Origin of the sequence: Novosphingobium sp. HR1a, from assembly GCF_015594425.1 — a bacterium.
GTDB classification, from domain to species: Bacteria; Pseudomonadota; Alphaproteobacteria; order Sphingomonadales; family Sphingomonadaceae; genus Novosphingobium; species Novosphingobium resinovorum_A.
In genome coordinates, this window is record NZ_JABXWS010000102.1 from 1 (window position 1) to 16,407 (window position 16,407).

The window sequence follows — 16,407 nt, forward strand, 5'->3', positions numbered from 1 at the left end:
CGCGAGCTCACCCAGGTCCTGCGCAAGAGCATCCTCCTGCCGCTCGAGCTTGCCGGCGGTGAAGTGGAAGGAATTCACGAGGCCCCATGCTATCTCGGGCGCGAAGGGTTCCAGGCGGGTATCGGTAAGAAGATCGAAGATGCACGCGATGATCCCGCCGCAGTCCGCCTGGGCCGCGAGCGGATCGGGCATTTCAAGGTCGGTGGGCTCCTCGCCCGGCTGCATGATCGAGAGGTGTTCCGGGTCGCCGAACACTGCGCGAAACTCCGGGGTCGCGGTCATCTCGGCGTAGAGTTCCTTGAGATCGGCAAAGCGGTGAACGCTGCTTGAAGAGGTCATGGCAATCGCTCCTGAAGGAAGGAGGGAATGGCCGGAGGAGTTGCGCCTCCCCCGGCCGGCTCGGCACGTCAGAAGGCGATTTCGTCGTCGAATCCTGCCCCGGCACCCACCAGGTCACCGCCCGGTGCAGCCGTACTCTCGCCAAAGCCAACGTCGCCGCCGCCATCGCGCCTCTGGCCGCCACGGATGACCGGTGCGAAGACGTCGCGCGGCTGCTGGCGCCGCCAGGCGACGCGGAAGCCATCCTCCTCGTTTCCGAACAGCGCGATCGAGAGCGGTTCGGAAAGGCTGGGATCATCGATCGAGCCCTGCAGGAAGGCTTCGCCCGTGGAGTTGCGCGCGACGGCTTCCCAGAGCGCGCCGACCTGGACCCAGCGATTGCCGACATTGAGTGCGAGGATTTCGAAAAGCGGCGCACGCTCGTGCTCGCTCTCGACCGGGCGGAGCCCAAGTTGGGGAAGATCGATCGTACGCGTAGCGATCCAGCCAAGGGTACGACCGTTGACGACCTTGAATTCACCGATGTTCATGAGACTTACCTTTCGACGTTGCGCCGCTCGGACCCTTCCGAAACGACACCCCTCAAAATCCGTCTCTTCTCTGGAACTCGACCTCTCCCACCTCGCTGGGACCTGCGTGCAGGGCGCCACCGCGCGCCCAGACCCAGCTGGGCGGACCGTTAGAGTTGCGCTATTATCGGTACATGGACGCAGACACGATCAGGACCATTGCTGGCCTCGTGTTACAACGCTCCGTTCGCTGCGAGTCTGCGGCCAGCAGCGATGGTCTCAGCCGCCTCGGGGCCAGCCGTGCCCTCGTCCAGTTCGCCCGGGACCTGAACGCTACAGCCAATGAGCTTGAGCGCGAAGCCAGGAAGCGCAAGCGGCCTAGGTAGGTGGAACGCCGGTAAGCCATTAGGGTGTTGTTGCCCTTGCGCAGGCTGGCTCTAGTGCTCCGCCATCCGGCGCAGGTTTAATTGATATTTCCTCTAGTGCTGGCCGTAGGACCAGGGATCGATTAACGGTACGCCGGTTGCCTTGAAGTCGGCTTCGTTGCGCGTGACCACGATCATGCCGTGCACAAGCGCTGTAGCGGCAATAAGAGCATCGCGCTCTGATTTGGGATCAGGAACATGCAGGCGCGCGCAGCGGCGGGCAACAGCAAGATCAATGGGCAGAATCCGATCTTCGAAGCGGACCAGAATGTCGTTGGTCAGCCAGTCCCGATAGAGGTCGGCCTGCACTTTGTCTTTCCGCTCCTTCATCAAAATCCCCTGCTCGATCTCCAGGACCGTGATGACGGAAAGATAAAAATCCTCGGCGTCCACTGAGGCAGCCCAATCAAGTATCTGTGGAGGGGCCTTGTCGATGCGGCGGAAAATCGAAACGACATTCGTGTCGAGTAGATGCATCAGTCCAGTTCCACTTGCTTCGTAATTCCACCGAACTTTTGAAACTCGAAATCATCATCCAACGCCGCAGGATGGCTGGGTGTAAGGGATTCGAGCAAGCTCATCTTTTTCCCGCCACGTAGCTTACGATACTCATCGATCGACATGAGGACATGAGCCGGCTTGCCGCGGTCGGTGATAATGACAGGGCCATTGATCGTTGCCTTTTTGGCACGACCGACGTCCTGATTGAAGTCGCGAGCTGAAAGCGTGGTGATCGTCATGCTGAAACTCTCCTTTGTTCCTACATTGCCACATCGGCACTCCCCCAGCAAGGCTGCGTGTTGCTACGTTGCTACAAATGGCTATGCCAAAATTCATACAGATGCGTTTGAAAGGATGCGTGCATTCCACAGACGCGGCGCGAAGGGCGGGCAAGTTGATCCAGCGACCTTATTCGCCGGTAACCATTGTGTCGGCCTTTTGTTCTTGATATGTTCAGAAAAGCTCTCCTAACAGACAAAAGCAGAACGATGCATACTTGGCTCGGCTCCTACAACTATGAACTCCCCCTTCTCGACCTCATCAATGGTTCCGCGTCCGATGATGTGTCGATCGAACTGGCGGCTCGCTCACTGGGCTGCGGACTCGACAGCGGGTACTACGACGCGCAGGCTCTCGCCGACTGTCTTTCGCAGCTCTGGTCCGAGATCGAGGACGGTATATGGGATGATGGCAGCGAGGCACGGATCGAACTCGCCGGCGTCATAGGTGGCGGGGGCGACTATGTCAGGGGGCTCTACGATACCGTGCGCCACCTCGATGCGGAAAGCGCCGCCAACTACCTGGCCGCCCACGTGCGTGTGATGATGGCTCGTGCAGATATGGCCAGACTCGCGCGCGAGACGATGGCCGCCGCCGCCATTTGAATTCGTCGTGGCTGCGTGAATAACGCTCGACATAGATGCCTGCCTCACCGAATGTTGCGTATGACAGATGTCCGATCCGATCTGGTGACAAGAGCGCTGGCCTTTGCCACGCGAGCCCATGGCGCCATCGACCATCGGCGCAAATACACCCATAAACCCTACATCGAGCATCCCATCGAGGTGATGCAGATCGTGCAAGGTGTTTCGCATACGGACGAGATGTTGGCGGCCGCCCTGCTTCATGACACCATCGAGGACACGGCAGTAACCCGCGGAGATATAGAAGAGCAATTCGGGGCATCCGTCGCAGCTTTGGTGATGGAATTGACCGACCAATGCCACGAAGGAAACCGGGCGACACGCAAGGCAGCCGAGGCGGAGCGGCTCGCAACAATCTCTTCCGCAGCCCAGACGGTCAAATTGGCGGACCTTATCAGCAATACCCGCTCGATCGTTTCGAACGATCCGGTTTTTGCAGAAGTGTACCTGAGGGAGAAGGCGCTCATCCTGAGCAAGATGCGGATGGGCGATCCCGAGTTATATGCGAAGGCGTGCGAACTCGTAAACAGCGCATCAAACGTGATCGGGCTTGATGCGAACGGCTGTACGCCTACCTAACCCAGACCACTGCGAACTATAAAATCCTTCGCAGCACGTTGGGCTGGTCCGTCGATCATGCCCAGTGTCTTGAGGCGGTCAGTTTCAAGGATCGATCCAAGGTCAGCGGGAAGCTCCGCATGGTCTGTTGCGAAGCGGATAGCTTCAGCTGCGGAGGATATCTCGCCCGGGTAAGTGCCTAGCCATAGCAGGACAGCGTCGTCAGCATCCCCGGTTTGCTTAACCTGGACGAAGAAGGTGCCAAGGGGCCGATCCCAACCGATAGAAACGCTGACGCCATCCAGGCGACCAGAGAAGTCGTAGCGGCTCATCGCTGTGCTTCCTTGACCTATGGGTAAGAGACTACAGGCTCGGTCTGCCACGAGATCCGCTGGCCTAATAGACACAGACGTTCTCAATTCGAGAGGATGTGAGGGGTGCCAGCGATCTTCGACGTGGCGATTTTTACGGCGCGGATCAAGGCTTGATCAGCCATCGCTGGGATGCCGGGCTCCTGCTTGGTCGCGCTAAGGACGTAACGAGCATCAAGATTATAATCAGCCACGCGCCGCATCGTCACGGCGGTCCGCAATCAGTGCATCGCTGAGACTCACATCTGCGGGCACACGCGTACGAACCATGGCACGCACCCGAGCAAGCGCGGAGGTGGAAGTTCGCACGCGTAGTTCTCCGCCGACAACCTCAAGGCAGACGTCATCACCATCGGCGAGACCGAGTTCCTCGTGCACGTCCAACGGGATTTGCAGGTGCCCTCCCGATACCATGCGCCCCCTGTAAGTAGTCATCGCCGACTCCACCTGTGCGATCGCATTGAACATGTGCCACGACCTAATAGCCTGGCACGCCTGCACTATGGCAATGACAATGTCGTTCGATTGCGCTCAGAGAATTCCACGATGGAATTGCTCGAGCCATGTGCCAAGCTCTGGTCGCTCCGCCAGCGACACGCGGGCTGCAACCTCCTGAAACCGAACGAGCGAGGAGGGCGCGGCGGCTATGATGCCATCGATCTCCTGGTCGGACAGTAGACCTTCAGTCCTGATGAAGTCCGTCATTTTCCCCGGGCGCTTGGTGGTGCTGCGCCGCCAAAGACCCTCGACAGTGCGCAACCGCGGCGCTGCGCGCGCTTCAATGAGGACGATTATGCGCAGCCAGTGCCTGGACAATGAACGCACCTCGTCAGGCTTCATCCCAGTGCAGAAAACGCATGAGGATTTGGGTGGAACCGGCAAGCCTTCGGCCTCGATGCGACGCTCGCACGCCTCTCGGTTCCAGCCCCATTCCCGAAGAGGGTAGCGATTATCGAAACGCGGATCCTCGATTGTAGCGGCGTGCGCGTACCGCTGCCCATCACGTTTGCCAGCGTCGTAGCCAATATAGCGCACGACCTTTCGGCCTTGCGCCCAGGCGTCGATCGCTGGCTGCCAGGTTTTGATGAAGGCTTCCTGGGGTGCTGCCTTGTACTTGAGGGAGCAACTGTGCCTGCCGAACGCGATGCTCGGGAGGCAGCCATTGGTCAGGAGCGATCCTGCAAGGTCATCGTAAGGCGGCCAGTTCTTGAAGCGCCGCGTTATGTAGCGAACCACGCGGTATTCAATACCACGCTCGGCCATCCAGCCCGCCATGATCTTTTGAAAGGCGTAAGTCTCGTCCTTCTCCGCTCCCGGATCTGCGGTGAGAACAAGATCCGGCGCGAGGCCTCGGCTCACGAGTTCGAGCAGCAGCGCCGTGCTGTCAACACCGACGCCGTAGCACAAGACGCTAGGGTGAGGCCTTGGAAGACGGAGGTAATCGGGCACGCGCGAGCGCTGCCCGGCATGGCGGGCCATGGAACGTTTCCTTGAGCAAGCAGGAGCAGTTGGCGGCGCGGAACCGAATGAGGCCGTCGGTTCCAGCGCATTCACAGGTTGTGGCCCGCTGACGCTATTCGAATGACGCCGAGTCCGGCTGCCGCGGCGCCGAAGCGCCTGATGGTGCCGACGGAGGGTCATCGTCTGGGTCCATTTCCAGCGTCACGGACAGAGCAAGGCTGAAATCGCGGATGCGCGGATCGCAAAAGTCGCTTTCGATCGCGCGGTGGTGACCAATACGCTCCGCCTCGGGTTCATCGCAGGCAGTGAGACGGTAGGTCTCTTCGGCATAAAGCCGGCCCTGACACGAAAATCGTGCAGTGATGACATAAGTGAAGGCGCCTCCCTGCAGCGACGGGTTTGAAGAACTGTTCATGGTGTCTGTCCTGAAAAATGCCCGCCGAAGCGGGCCGGGCACGGGAACGCGGCCCCGCATCTGGAGCGGACCGCGGGATCGAAATGGATACGGCTAGTTGACCTTCTGCATCAGGCGCCGAGCCTTGCCTTCAAGGTCGAGCCGTGCGTCCTGATTGGTCTTGCCGCGGGCGAGAGCAGTAATGCCCTGAACGAAGTCGAAAACGGACGCGGGAGGGTGCCCTTCCTCGGAAAGCACGGCGGCGATGATCTTGCCTGTATCGGCCTTCGAGAACCCCTGCCCGCGCAGGAAGGTCTCACGATCCTCGTCCTTGCGCGCGACAATCCGCTCGCGTGCCGAGCGGATGCCCGTCACGAAATCGCTGGGCGAAGAGTCCGCAAAGCTCGTCAGTGCCGGCGCCGCCTGCTGCGCGAAGCGGTTGGCTGCAAACTTGGAATGGCGGATGCTGATTTCCTGGAAGTTCTCGACGCCCCACAGGTTCCTGTTCATACATACCGCCCGCAGGTAGAATGTCGCGATCCCGAGAGTCTTGGATCCGACCTCGCTGTTCCACGCATAAAAGCCCCGAAAGTAGAGATCCGGGTCGCCGTTGGGCAGCTTTCCGGCCTCGATCGGATGCGTATCGTCGACGAGGAACAGGAATACGTCGCGGTCGGACGCATAGAGCGTTGTCGTCTCGCTGCTGATGTCGACGTAGGGGTTGTAGACCATCGAGGACCAGTCGAGGACGCCCGGCACCTTCCAGCGGGTATCACCGGTGCCATTGCCGGCGAAGCGCATGACGGCCTCGACCAGCTCGTGGTCCCAGATACGCCCGTAGTCCGGTCCGGTCACAGCGCGCAATTCGCTCCTGCCATTGCCGGTTTCGAGCATTTTCACATGCTCGCCGCGATGGGCGATAAGCCCGTGTTGCAGATTGATGCTGGCCAGTGCCCCGGGAAGATCGCGCAGGTATCCTGCGGGCGCGCCGACGAGCGAACAGAGCTGGCCGAACGACCAGTGCGTGGGGGCCAGCACGGTGTCGGAACCGGGCGCCAGCAGACGAAGACTGGTCGCATCCCCGCTGCGCGCCTCGATGCGAAGCGCACGGCTTTCGACAATACGGGTCGTCGCCTGGTCAGCGCGGCGGCGCACATGGGCATGGAGGTCGTCGAGCGAGAGGAAACGTTCGTCGTCAGGACGGCTGAACCATTCGGACGATACACGCGAAACGTTCTCGCCGCGGCTGATGTCGACCTTGTAACCGGCTTGCGGCGCCGGGGCGGCATTTGCGATGCTGTTCATGGGAGGAAACTCCTTGAGGTGTTCTGGCTCCATCCAACGGCGAAGCCATCCCTCCCTCACCTTCTTCCCTCCTCCGACCCTGGTCGTGGGGTGTCGTCTTCGGCAGCAATCCTGGAGATGGCAGCGTCGAGCTGTCCTGGACGCAGGCGGTAGAGCCATACCGGACCGAGGCGATTGCGGACGTTGCGAAGAGCTGCGCCGCAAGGCTCATCGAGATCCCCGCCGTTCATCCAGAGGTCCGTCAGTGCCCGCTTCCAGTAGCGGCCATGGCGCGCGCGGAATGACGCAAGAGCCCGCCACATCGCGGCTGTCGGGCCTCCACGCGTGTCGGGCTCCCGGGAGCTTACCCTCATGGGCGGGATCGTCACGTTCGCCGCGCGGAAATGACCCTCGATCGCTTCCAGGTCTCCAAGCGAGCGGATTTCCGGGAGAGACAGAACCAGCGTATCGGAACTGGTGACGAGGTATGATTGTGGTTCGCCGGTGCCGTCGAAGACCACGCGTTCGGCCTCCCATGAACCGGTAAAGCCGTCACACCAGCGAGCGAAGAGGAGGCCCTGCGCGACGCAGAAGGCTTCCAGCTGGACAAAGCAGCCCCAGGCTACGTCGCGCGCGACGAGTTCGAGCGGTTCGTTCTCAGGGATATCGTGTTCGTCGAACCCGGCGGCATCCCAGTCGGTCGAGAGCCCCTCATCCACGATGATGGCGATGAACGTGGCAAGGAGATCCCGTGTCAGTGTTCCACCCACCCGGATGGATGCGTTTACGCGGTCAGCCATGGCAGACCTGCCTTTCGTTTGTGCTGGCGGTGGAAATGTCGGCGCATATTTCACGCTGAAGCCGCGCCGATCAGGTAGCGAAGTCTGGCGAAGGCAGCCTCCTCGCCGGCGCGGACGCCGCGAGCAAAGGCGAGGGAATGAAGCGAGAAGGCGATCGCCGCGACGGCAGGCGCGGTATCGACGGGGATGAGTGTGAGAAACGCGCCTTCGTCATCGTGGAGCGAGAGCATCCCCTCATTTGCAGGGTCGATCGGCAGCGCGACACGCGCGACCGACCCGATCCGCTCGAGGTCACGGTTGTAGCTTTCGACCAGCAGCGAATGGATGCTGATCACTTCGTGCGAACTGCGAGAATGGGCATCTGGCATGGCAGGAGACCTTTTCATGAGCACTGCCGGCAAACCGCCTGCCGACATGCCCTCCACTCCTTCCTCCCCTCCCAGCGCATGCGCCGGCAGTTCCTTGCCCCGCATGGTGCCGACTGCGCGGTACTCCCCAGGTTCAAGAGCAGGAAGAGTACCAATCTCCGGCTTCATGACTCCCAATTGCCAAACCTATGATTTCCAATTACCGTACTTGTTAAATCCAATCTCCGAGGCAGAATGTTCGAGCGTTTCGTGACACCACGGGTCGAGGAAGCCCTCACCGATACCCCCGTCGTTTTGCTCGTCGGACCTCGCCGTGCGGGCAAGACCACGCTGGTGCGAAGTATGGTCGGGAGCGGGCGAACCTATATCACCCTCGATGATCAGACCGCGCTGGAGGCGGCGACATCCGATCCCGCCGGTTTCATACGCGGCCTGGACCACGCCGTCATAGACGAGATACAGCGCGCACCGGAGTTGATGCTCGCCATCAAGAAAGCCGTCGACGAGGATTATCGTGCCGGCCGTTTTCTGCTTACCGGCTCCGCGAATGTACTGACCCTACCCAGGGTGGCGGACAGTCTCGCGGGAAGAATTGAGACGATCCAGATGTTGCCGCTCGCACGGGCGGAGATCGCCGGTACCCGACCTGCGCTTCTCGACGATCTTTTTACCGGAAATCTGCGCAATCCCACGAACACGATTATCGGAGGTGACCTCGTGGAGGTGGTCATGCTCGGCGGGTTTCCAGAGGCGATAGCCCGCTCGAGCGAACGCCGCCGCCAGGACTGGGCCCGTTCCTACCTGAGCTCGGTGCTCACCCGGGATCTAAGGGATATCGCGGATATCGAGCGGATGACGGACCTGCCCCGCTTCGTGCGCCTTCTGGCGGAGCATTCGGGACAACTGGTCAACTATTCCCAGTTCGGCGCCGCGATCGGCGTCACTCACAAGACCGGCCAACGATACGTGGGCCTGCTCGAACAGATCTTTCTCGTCGCGACGCTGCGACCCTGGTTCACCAATACGGTCAAGCGGATCATCAAGACTCCCAAGCTCCATTTTGTAGACTCTGGCCTGTTGGCGTCGATCCGCGGCCTCAGCATCGAGCGTGTCCGCGACGATCGCTCGATACTCGGCGCTTTGCTCGAGACCTTTGTCTTCTCCGAAGTCCTGAAGCTCATGAGCGCGTCAAGCCTCAGTCCGACACCTTACCATTTCCGTGATCAACAGATGCGCGAAGTCGACATCGTGCTCGAACGCGACGATGGCATAGTCGTCGGGATCGAGATCAAGGCGTCCGCCACCGTAAAGGCAAGCGACTTCGCAGGGATCAGGACCCTGGCCGAGAGCTGTAACGATCGGTTTGCCCAAGGCGTCGTCCTCTATGACGGCACGGAAATCATACCATTTGGCGACCGGATGGCGGCGGTACCGCTGTCGGTTTTGTGGAGCTGATCTATACGCGCGGTGGGCGTATTTGCCTGTAGGGGTGTCCCAAAGCCCGGCACTGTCGGTCGACCATCCGACGCTTGCCGTCCCATCGCCTGGCCGCCTGACACCGTGAATGGCGCTGGAATGTCACTGTTGAACCGAAGGGGTCGGTGCGACATCACCGAACGTCTCCTCGATCGCCGTCAGCACTTCCAGTGCCCGGTCCAGCGGCACGAACAGCCGGGTCCGGAACTGGATGATCTCGGTAAAGCATCCCAGCGCCTTGAGACGTGGCAGTCGCGCGACGTCGAAGTCCTTGATCTCGAGACGAAGGTCATCGGCGACGCGAGCGTACCTCAGCGAGGCGCCCGGCAAGGCAGGGATGAAAACGCCGCCTGACGTCGCGGCACCCGCGAAAATCTCCGCCGGCGACGGACGCACGGAAGTATCAAGCCCGAAGGCCGAGGCGACTTTCGCAAGGCCGGAAGGTGAGATTATCCGCCCCAGCATCGAGGCGCCCTGCGCATCGGTGATCCGCCAGACCCTGAGGTCATCGTCGGGGAGGCGGTTCCAGACGGGCAGCAGCAGACCGGTTGCGATGTTTATCGCCTCGACATCGATGCGCTGCGCCAGCTCCTCACATTCGGCGGTCCAGGCAGAAGTGAAGGTGGCTTTGTCGATCGGCTCCCAGGCGCTTTCGGCGAGCCGGGTCTTGCGCATGCGCTCAGAGCCGCCAGGACGAACGAGCTCGTGGACCTCAATGCGTTCGCCATCATCGCCCAGGATTGCCCAGGAGGGCACCTTCAGTGCGATCCGCCCTGAACGGGCATTGCGCAGAAAGGTAATGCGACCCGACCCTTTCCATTGCTCCAGCAGGGGGCTGAGCGGGGTTGGCCTGCGCTTGCGGTGCACCTCGATCCGCGAGAGCCAGGTCTCGGCACCCGACTGAGGATCACGCCGCAGCAACTGGCGTTCGATGGGCACGATCGCCTCGACCATGATCGTCTCGACACCCAGGTCGAGCGTGCCGCGTTCGCGCGCGGCATCGATACGCGCCTGGATGAGGCCGAGATACTCCTCGAAGATCGCGTTCTGCGTGCCGATGCGCAGCGCGAGCAGCCGGTTGAGCCAGCGCTGGATCGGCGGCAGATCATCGAGCAGCGCGCCGCTGTCCTTGTCGATGAGCTTCAATCCGGTCATCGCGATGAACTGGGTGAGGCTTGTGCTTTCCAACTTGCCACGTGCGAGCAGGCGATACCATTGCAGCAGCGCTTCACGGGCAAGATCACTTTCGAGGTTATCGAGCGGATCGAAGAGGTTCTGGCCGCCGGTCTGGCGCTGGCCGCGCGTGAGGGCGCCGAGGCTGTCGAGCCGCCGCGCGATCGTAGAGATGAAGCGGCGCTCGCCCTTGCAGTCGGTCGTCGCGGGCCGGAAGATCGGTGCACTCGCCTGGTTGGTACGGTTGGTTCGCCCCAGCCCCTGGATTGCCGCGGCTGCCCGCCAGCCCGGCTCGAGGAGGTAGTGCACGCGGCGCCTGTCCGCCGTCGCGCAGCCGCGGTCGGCATGGTAGCTGCGCCCGGTGCCTCCGGCATCGGAGAAGACCAGCACCTGCTTGGCCCCGCTCATGAAGGCATGGGTCTCGGCGATGTTGCTGCGCGCGCTTCGGCGCTCCACGCGCTGGCGTCCGGCTGCGTCGAGGACAATGCGACGCGAACGCCCGGTGACCTCGGCGAGGCGATCGGTCCCGAAATGCGCGACAAGCGCATCGAGCGCTGCCGGGATCGGCGGCATCGCACAGAGCCTTTCGACAAGCTCGTCTCGGGCGCGGATGGCGGCCTGACTGTGTACGGGGCGTCCATCCTCGTCGACCATCGGTTCGGAACGTGGCTCACCATCCTCGCCCTTGAAGACGCGCATCTGGCGGGTCGGAAATGCGGTCTCGAGGTACTGGATCATGAGTTCGCGTGGACTGACCTCGATATCGAGATCAGCGCGTTCGGCGGCCGAGAGGCCGGCAAGATGCCGTTCCAGCGCGGCTTCGGATGTCGTGACCAGTTGGACGACAGGCTGGCGGCCTTCCACAATGTCCTGCTCGATCGCCGCGATGAGACTGGGCAGTTTCATCGCGATCAGGAGCTGGGCGAAGAAGCGCTGCTTGGTGCTCTCGAAACGCGAGAGCGCGCTGCCCTTCGCCTGACCATTGAGCGAACGCCCGGTCATGCCATCGACGATCCCGGTCGCTTCCAGGACGCGGTCGAGTTCGGCGTGGATGATCGCCCAGGCATCGGCATAGGCATCGTAGATCTCGATCTGCGCGGTCGTCAGCTGGTGTTCGAGCGGATCGTACTCGACGCCGCTGAAGGTGAGCGCACGGGCGGTGTAAAAGCCCATGGCCTTGAGGTCGCGCGCGACGATCTCCATCGCGGCGATCCCGCCATCCGAGATCGCGGTCATGAACGCTTCGCGGGTCTCGAAGGCAGAATTGTGCCACAGGCCAAGCCGCGAGGCATAGCAAAGGTTCGCGGGATCGGTGGCGCCAGTCGCGCTGTTGTAGAGCACGCAGGCGCGGGGCAGCAGGTTCTGCAGCCGGACCCCGGCCAGTCCCTGTTCAGAACCCTTTTCCACCCCGAACCTGGTGACGGTCCCTGCGGCATTGGCCATCTCGTGCGCCTCGTCGAAGACGATGAGGCCATCGAAGTCCGCACCCAGCCAGGCAAGGATCTGCTGGAGCCGCGAGTGGCTGTCATCACGCTGCGAGCGCAGGGTGGCGAAGGTCAGGAACAGGATCCCGGTTTCCATGGTGATGGATCCGGAGAGCGGAAAGGCATCGAGCGGCTGGACATCGATGGGCAGTCCGCCGAGCGCCGCCCAGTCCCGCCGGGCATCCTCGAGCAGGCTCGCGCTCTTGGAAATCCAGACGGCGCGGCGCTGCCCCCGGCACCATCGGTCGAGGATGCAGCCCGAGATCTGGCGCCCCTTGCCCACTCCGGTACCGTCGCCCACCATGAAGCCGGCACGATAGACATGGCCATCGACATGAAGCTGCAGGAGCGTTCCGGCATCGTTGGGAGCGAAGCGGCCGGGGAGATCGCGTTCGAAGGCCTGGCCGGCGTAGATCACGGTCTCGAGCTGGGCGTCCGACAGCGTCGCTACCGCGCGCGGCGGCAGCATCGGGCGATAGGTCGCCTGCGGCAGCAGGATCGAGGACATCGCCATCGATTCCATCAGTTGGTCGGGGTGCGACTGCGGCGCCGCGAAGGCAATGCGCGTCAGCCGCCAGGGAACGTAGATGCCGACCGGATCGCCCGCTGCCGGTGGCTCATCGAGCGCGGTGTATCCGAGCAACGCCGGTTCATGTCCTGCCCCGGGCATCACTGATGGCGCCGGTGGACGGATCGGCTTTGCGCCGCTCCCCAGTATTCCTGCCATCAGACCTGCACGTCTGGTGGGTAACGAGGGCACAAGGCGCGAGGGGGCGGGAACGACCGCGTCAACCGATATGCTCTCGACCAAAGCAGCAACCGGCGAAGGACCGTCAGTCACATAGGCGGACCTGTCAAGACGATCGGGCACGCTGTGCAGCAGAGCCTGCGCGGCCTCCAGCCCGGAGACCATCGCGCGCTGCGTCCGCCCCCGCCACCCCTTATCGTAGACGAGGATCCGGATCGAGATCGACGTCCCGTGACTGGCGAAGGGCCGTCCGTCGATGGTGAGTTCCCAGCGCGGCTGGTACGCGGTCGCGACGCGCTGGTAGCCCTTGGCGCCCGTGCCGCCCTCGGCGAATGCAGGCGACATGATCGCGACGCACCTGCCACTGGCCGCGAGGCGTTCCAGGGCGGAGAGCAGATGCCGGGCGCCGGCATCGCGATCGCGGCCACGGGATTCCGACCGCGCAAAGGGCGGGTTCATCAGCACCACATCAGGTCGCCGTCCGTCTTCAAGCAAATCGTCGATGAACTCGCCATCGTGGCGGGCGACGGGTTGGCACAGTGCCAGCGCAAGGAGATCGGCACGGCCGGGATCGCGCTCATTGAGCATCAGGCTTGCGCCGACGCCCGCCGCGCAGGCGGCCAGCATGCCGGTGCCGGCGGAAGGCTCGAGCACGAGATCGCCGGGTCGGATCCGGGCCGCACAGGCTGCCAGCCATGCGAGGCCAAGCGGTGTCGAGAACTGCTGCATATCCACCTGCCGCTCGCTGCGATAAGTCTGGGTCGGCAGGTGACGGGCAAGATCGGCGCGGGCGGCAAAGGCGGCGTCAACATCGTCGCGATCGACTAGGCCGGTCTGCGGATCGAGTGCCATGAGCACCTGCGCGACCTCAAGGGCGTCGTAGGCGTCACGCATCGACCACTCGCCGAATGCGCCCGAGCGTCCGAAACTCTCCGTGACGATGCGGGTAAGCACCTTGCGCTGCAGGGAACGAGCGGTGCCGAGATATGCGGCGATCTGGCGGGCGGCGACGAGAAGCCTTCCAGCCTTGGGCGACTGGGCGCGCTCCTGCACGCCTTCGAATTGAGGCAGGGTCATCATGAGTTCCTTTGAGATTGGGAGGCGGCTCGCAGGCGCTATCGGGTCAGCCCGGATGCCGCTGCGGAAACACGCTTCTGGAAGGGAAAGGGGCCCGAGGCCGGGACCCGCGCTTGCGCAGGTCCCGGCAGGGCTTAAGGATGGCAGTCCCTGGTCAGGCGGCTTCGTCGAAGGGTATCACACCGTCTTCGTCAGCGGCGCCGGTGACGGTTTGTGCTTCTGCACCCGGCTCTTCGGCGATGAGATCGTCGCAGTCGTCGCCACCATTCATCTGCTCCGGCCCGAACCGCATCGCATCGGGCAACCACCTGCGGGCGCGTTCCTTGATCTCGGGTTCGGCCAGCACGTCACCGGCGAAGAGCTTCTCCGCCGAAAGCGACAGATCGAATTTGCGTGAGGTGGAGTAACGGCTCGAGAGTTCCGGTCCTCCGATCGCCTCGAAGAGCCCGAGGATCTTCGGCTTGGTCAGGCGATCGAAGAAGTTGCTGGCGGTGGGGCGCCACCAGGCCGCGACATCGATCGCCAGCTTCGTCCCGAGATGATCGAGGAACCCCGAACCGGCTTCGCCATGTGGCACGGCATGCATAGTGCGCGCGATGACCCAGCCCAGCCAGGCTGCGCGTGCCTCGCCATCCAGGGCGCAGAACGCATCGTATCGGGCCTCCATGGCGTCGTGATCCAGCCAGGATCGGTCGAGACCACCGTCCAATGCGTCCCACTGCTGCGAGGCCGGGGTGCCGCTGACAAAGCCGCTGACGCGCGGACTGGGCGCATAGGCCCTGAGTTCACTCGGCATGCCGCTCCAGCCCTCGCGACTGGCCTTGTCGATCATGATGAAGGTGCCCAGATCGAGCGCAAAGGCGGGATCGCTGGCGATGAAGAGCCGAAGCATCTCGGTCTTCATCGTGGCCAGTTCGTCGCGCTGGCGATTGCTGAAGGTCAGTGCAGTGGCGGCGTCCTCGTCCACTTCGCCGTCATCGTGACCGCCGCCCGTCGCCGTCTCGTCGCCCTCGTCCCCTTCATCGAGAAGCACGGTTTCGGATGCGTCAAAGGCCTCGCCTTCTTCGACATGGAAGTACTCGTGGTGCAGGGCCGGGGTGCCGTCGCCGCCGATCACGAGGTAGGCAATTGCGCCAGCTTTCTGGGCCGGGGTCAGATCCGCCGTCACCTCGCCAAACGCATCGAGCTCCTGGGAGAGCTGGTCGAAGCGTGTGGCCTGTTCCTCGGTGTACTCGGGAGCGTCCTGCGCTTCGCGCTCGATCGCTTCCATTTCGGCCTGGATTTCCGCTTCCCGGGCCACTTCCACCTCGGTCAGCTCGCGAGGCTCGGGCTGCATTTCCCGGAGGCGATAGGTCGTGCTGTAAGGCACACTCGTTGCCGCCACGATCCGTACTTCTGCAAACCCGTCACGTTCGCGCAGGGCCTCAGCTGCCTTATGCAAGGCCTCCTCCGCAAGGCGCTCGACAATATCCCCGTCGAGCCAGCGCTCGGTCGCGGCGTCGGAGAAGAGGTCCTGTTCGATCCGGCCGCCAGCGGCCTGGTAGGCTTCGGATCCGACCAGCAGCGCCTTGGGGTCTGCGCCATTATAGGAGCCGCTCGCGAGGTTACGGCGGATCTCGTTGACTTTGTTCGCATAGTATCCGCCCGTTAGTTGCTCGAAGACCTTCGCCTGCCGATCCTGGTCCGCCGTCGTAGCGTAGGCTTTGGCGATCTCGATGCCGATCTCGCCATGTCGAAGCGCCTCGAAGATCGGGGCTGCGAGATTGGCAAGGCGCAGACGGCCGAGCACGAACTTCTCGGTCTTGCCGAAGCGCTTTGCGAGATCGGCGGGCGTCTTCTTCTCACGCTCGATGATCGAGCGGAACGCGCAGCATTCGTCGGCCGGATTCATCGGCAGATGGAAGTAGTTCTCCGTGAGGCTCATCTCGATCGCATCGCGCGCGTTCTTTGCGACAAGGACCGGTACCATGAAATCTTCATCGAGCACGGCCTTGGTGATGTTGGCGAGGACCGCATCGAGACGGCGACCACCGCCATAGATCTCGACCTTGCCCTTGAACGCACCTCGCGTGGTACGTACGCCGATCAGGTTCTCGAGGATAATGCCGGTCTCGGCAATGTTGGCTTCCAATTCGGCATCGGCGATGCTGTCGCTTTGGGTGCGCACGTTGTTGGGAGATTTGAAACAGTCGACTGCGCGGGCATATTCGATTGCGGGTTGGGTCATTTCAGGTCTTCCGATTTTGCGATCGACCTGACAACCAGGCCGCTCATCGCAATCATCCTTCCCCCCCCTTCCCTCTTTTTCCTGAGCACATCGTTCCAGTCGTTCAGGCCGTACCAAGGCCACAGCGCCGCAACGGAAAAGCCCCTTGCGCCATAGATCTTGCGCGCATGCAGTTCTGCGCGGTAACCGGCAAGATCGTTGTCCGCCGGCACCACGAGCCTTTCCATGCAGGAAGAGATATGGCCCTGCTATAGCCTCTCGGCATCGAACCCGGTGCAGACGGGAAACC

At 62.5% G+C, this 16,407-nt stretch carries 17 protein-coding genes and 1 pseudogene; 3 read left to right on the forward strand and 15 right to left on the reverse strand.

The window, feature by feature from the left end:
• The 4 genes and pseudogenes from HWN72_RS26540 to HWN72_RS26555 all read right to left on the reverse strand — a co-directional run.
• A pseudogene (locus tag HWN72_RS26540) lies at positions 1 to 339 on the reverse strand (hypothetical protein); the annotation flags it as partial.
• Between the two features lie 68 nt (positions 340 to 407).
• Positions 408 to 869, reverse strand: a complete 462-nt coding sequence (locus HWN72_RS26545) for a DUF736 domain-containing protein (protein WP_008828809.1) — start codon at positions 867 to 869, stop codon at positions 408 to 410.
• 458 nt (positions 870 to 1,327) lie between these two features.
• Positions 1,328 to 1,750: a type II toxin-antitoxin system VapC family toxin gene (locus tag HWN72_RS26550; RefSeq protein WP_008828807.1), complete on the reverse strand. Its 423-nt coding sequence runs from the start codon at positions 1,748 to 1,750 to the stop codon at positions 1,328 to 1,330.
• On the reverse strand, positions 1,750 to 2,013 hold the full coding sequence (locus HWN72_RS26555; RefSeq protein WP_008828806.1) for a type II toxin-antitoxin system Phd/YefM family antitoxin: 264 nt from the start codon (positions 2,011 to 2,013) through the stop codon (positions 1,750 to 1,752). The genes HWN72_RS26550 and HWN72_RS26555 overlap by 1 nt, the downstream gene beginning before the upstream one ends.
• A 249-nt stretch (positions 2,014 to 2,262) precedes the next feature.
• Here HWN72_RS26555 and HWN72_RS26560 point away from each other — a divergent pair, with 249 nt between their 5' ends.
• Both HWN72_RS26560 and HWN72_RS26565 read left to right on the forward strand, forming a co-directional pair.
• On the forward strand, positions 2,263 to 2,658 hold the full coding sequence (locus tag HWN72_RS26560) for a hypothetical protein (protein WP_008828805.1): 396 nt from the start codon (positions 2,263 to 2,265) through the stop codon (positions 2,656 to 2,658).
• 51 nt (positions 2,659 to 2,709) lie between these two features.
• A complete protein-coding gene (locus HWN72_RS26565; protein ID WP_248006370.1) occupies positions 2,710 to 3,276 on the forward strand; it encodes an HD domain-containing protein in 567 nt (188 codons plus the stop codon).
• On the opposite strand, the gene HWN72_RS26570 is transcribed toward HWN72_RS26565, so the two are convergent.
• The 8 genes from HWN72_RS26570 to HWN72_RS31360 form a co-directional block, all read right to left on the reverse strand.
• Positions 3,273 to 3,587 (reverse strand): hypothetical protein, encoded by a 315-nt coding sequence (locus HWN72_RS26570; protein ID WP_008828803.1) that lies wholly within the window; start codon positions 3,585 to 3,587, stop codon positions 3,273 to 3,275. The two genes, HWN72_RS26565 and HWN72_RS26570, sit on opposite strands and share 4 nt — an antisense overlap.
• 83 nt (positions 3,588 to 3,670) lie before the next feature.
• Positions 3,671 to 3,820 (reverse strand): hypothetical protein, encoded by a 150-nt coding sequence (locus tag HWN72_RS26575; protein WP_156800047.1) that lies wholly within the window; start codon positions 3,818 to 3,820, stop codon positions 3,671 to 3,673.
• The gene (locus HWN72_RS26580) at positions 3,813 to 4,094 is read right to left on the reverse strand and encodes a hypothetical protein (protein ID WP_008828802.1); all 282 of its coding nucleotides are present in this window, start codon (positions 4,092 to 4,094) and stop codon (positions 3,813 to 3,815) included. Before HWN72_RS26580 ends, HWN72_RS26575 begins: the two co-directional genes overlap by 8 nt.
• 63 nt (positions 4,095 to 4,157) lie before the next feature.
• Positions 4,158 to 5,105: a hypothetical protein gene (locus HWN72_RS26585; protein WP_211151827.1), complete on the reverse strand. Its 948-nt coding sequence runs from the start codon at positions 5,103 to 5,105 to the stop codon at positions 4,158 to 4,160.
• Positions 5,106 to 5,199: 94 nt separating this feature from the next.
• Positions 5,200 to 5,502: a hypothetical protein gene (locus HWN72_RS26590; protein WP_069710114.1), complete on the reverse strand. Its 303-nt coding sequence runs from the start codon at positions 5,500 to 5,502 to the stop codon at positions 5,200 to 5,202.
• Positions 5,503 to 5,595: 93 nt separating this feature from the next.
• The gene (locus HWN72_RS26595; protein ID WP_211151828.1) at positions 5,596 to 6,786 is read right to left on the reverse strand and encodes a DUF932 domain-containing protein; all 1,191 of its coding nucleotides are present in this window, start codon (positions 6,784 to 6,786) and stop codon (positions 5,596 to 5,598) included.
• Positions 6,787 to 6,842: 56 nt separating this feature from the next.
• Complete coding sequence (locus HWN72_RS26600) at positions 6,843 to 7,565, reverse strand: hypothetical protein (RefSeq protein ID WP_008830567.1); 723 nt, start codon at positions 7,563 to 7,565, stop codon at positions 6,843 to 6,845.
• 50 nt (positions 7,566 to 7,615) lie between these two features.
• Positions 7,616 to 7,951, reverse strand: a complete 336-nt coding sequence (locus tag HWN72_RS31360; RefSeq protein ID WP_248006371.1) for a hypothetical protein — start codon at positions 7,949 to 7,951, stop codon at positions 7,616 to 7,618.
• Between the two features lie 216 nt (positions 7,952 to 8,167).
• On the opposite strand from HWN72_RS31360, the gene HWN72_RS26610 reads away from it, so the two are divergent.
• Entirely contained in the window at positions 8,168 to 9,388 is a 1,221-nt protein-coding gene (locus HWN72_RS26610; RefSeq protein ID WP_211151829.1) for an ATP-binding protein, read from the forward strand.
• Positions 9,389 to 9,511: 123 nt separating this feature from the next.
• On the opposite strand, the gene HWN72_RS26615 is transcribed toward HWN72_RS26610, so the two are convergent.
• The 3 genes from HWN72_RS26615 to HWN72_RS26625 form a co-directional block, all read right to left on the reverse strand.
• Complete coding sequence (locus HWN72_RS26615; RefSeq protein ID WP_069710243.1) at positions 9,512 to 13,891, reverse strand: strawberry notch-like NTP hydrolase domain-containing protein; 4,380 nt, start codon at positions 13,889 to 13,891, stop codon at positions 9,512 to 9,514.
• Positions 13,892 to 14,045: 154 nt separating this feature from the next.
• Positions 14,046 to 16,118: a ParB/RepB/Spo0J family partition protein gene (locus HWN72_RS26620; protein WP_211151830.1), complete on the reverse strand. Its 2,073-nt coding sequence runs from the start codon at positions 16,116 to 16,118 to the stop codon at positions 14,046 to 14,048.
• Positions 16,115 to 16,345, reverse strand: a complete 231-nt coding sequence (locus HWN72_RS26625; protein WP_008827957.1) for a hypothetical protein — start codon at positions 16,343 to 16,345, stop codon at positions 16,115 to 16,117. The genes HWN72_RS26620 and HWN72_RS26625 overlap by 4 nt, the downstream gene beginning before the upstream one ends.
• Between the last annotated feature and the right edge of the window lie 62 nt (positions 16,346 to 16,407).

Bases quoted from the DNA above. Each gene is read 5' to 3' on its own strand.
- HWN72_RS26590 (WP_069710114.1), bottom strand. From the start codon at position 5,502: ATGAACAGTTCTTCAAACCCGTCGCTGCAGGGAGGCGCCTTCACTTAT.
- HWN72_RS26600 (WP_008830567.1), bottom strand. From the start codon at position 7,565: ATGGCTGACCGCGTAAACGCATCCATCCGGGTGGGTGGAACACTGACA.
- HWN72_RS26555 (WP_008828806.1), bottom strand. From the start codon at position 2,013: ATGACGATCACCACGCTTTCAGCTCGCGACTTCAATCAGGACGTCGGT.
- HWN72_RS26560 (WP_008828805.1), top strand. From the start codon at position 2,263: ATGCATACTTGGCTCGGCTCCTACAACTATGAACTCCCCCTTCTCGAC.
- HWN72_RS26550 (WP_008828807.1), bottom strand. From the start codon at position 1,750: ATGCATCTACTCGACACGAATGTCGTTTCGATTTTCCGCCGCATCGAC.
- HWN72_RS26625 (WP_008827957.1), bottom strand. From the start codon at position 16,345: ATGGAAAGGCTCGTGGTGCCGGCGGACAACGATCTTGCCGGTTACCGC.
- HWN72_RS26610 (WP_211151829.1), top strand. From the start codon at position 8,168: ATGTTCGAGCGTTTCGTGACACCACGGGTCGAGGAAGCCCTCACCGAT.
- HWN72_RS26580 (WP_008828802.1), bottom strand. From the start codon at position 4,094: ATGTTCAATGCGATCGCACAGGTGGAGTCGGCGATGACTACTTACAGG.
- HWN72_RS26570 (WP_008828803.1), bottom strand. From the start codon at position 3,587: ATGAGCCGCTACGACTTCTCTGGTCGCCTGGATGGCGTCAGCGTTTCT.
- HWN72_RS26585 (WP_211151827.1), bottom strand. From the start codon at position 5,105: ATGGCCCGCCATGCCGGGCAGCGCTCGCGCGTGCCCGATTACCTCCGT.
- HWN72_RS26595 (WP_211151828.1), bottom strand. From the start codon at position 6,786: ATGAACAGCATCGCAAATGCCGCCCCGGCGCCGCAAGCCGGTTACAAG.
- HWN72_RS26545 (WP_008828809.1), bottom strand. From the start codon at position 869: ATGAACATCGGTGAATTCAAGGTCGTCAACGGTCGTACCCTTGGCTGG.
- HWN72_RS26565 (WP_248006370.1), top strand. From the start codon at position 2,710: ATGTTGCGTATGACAGATGTCCGATCCGATCTGGTGACAAGAGCGCTG.
- HWN72_RS26620 (WP_211151830.1), bottom strand. From the start codon at position 16,118: ATGACCCAACCCGCAATCGAATATGCCCGCGCAGTCGACTGTTTCAAA.
- HWN72_RS26615 (WP_069710243.1), bottom strand. From the start codon at position 13,891: ATGACCCTGCCTCAATTCGAAGGCGTGCAGGAGCGCGCCCAGTCGCCC.
- HWN72_RS31360 (WP_248006371.1), bottom strand. From the start codon at position 7,951: ATGAAAAGGTCTCCTGCCATGCCAGATGCCCATTCTCGCAGTTCGCAC.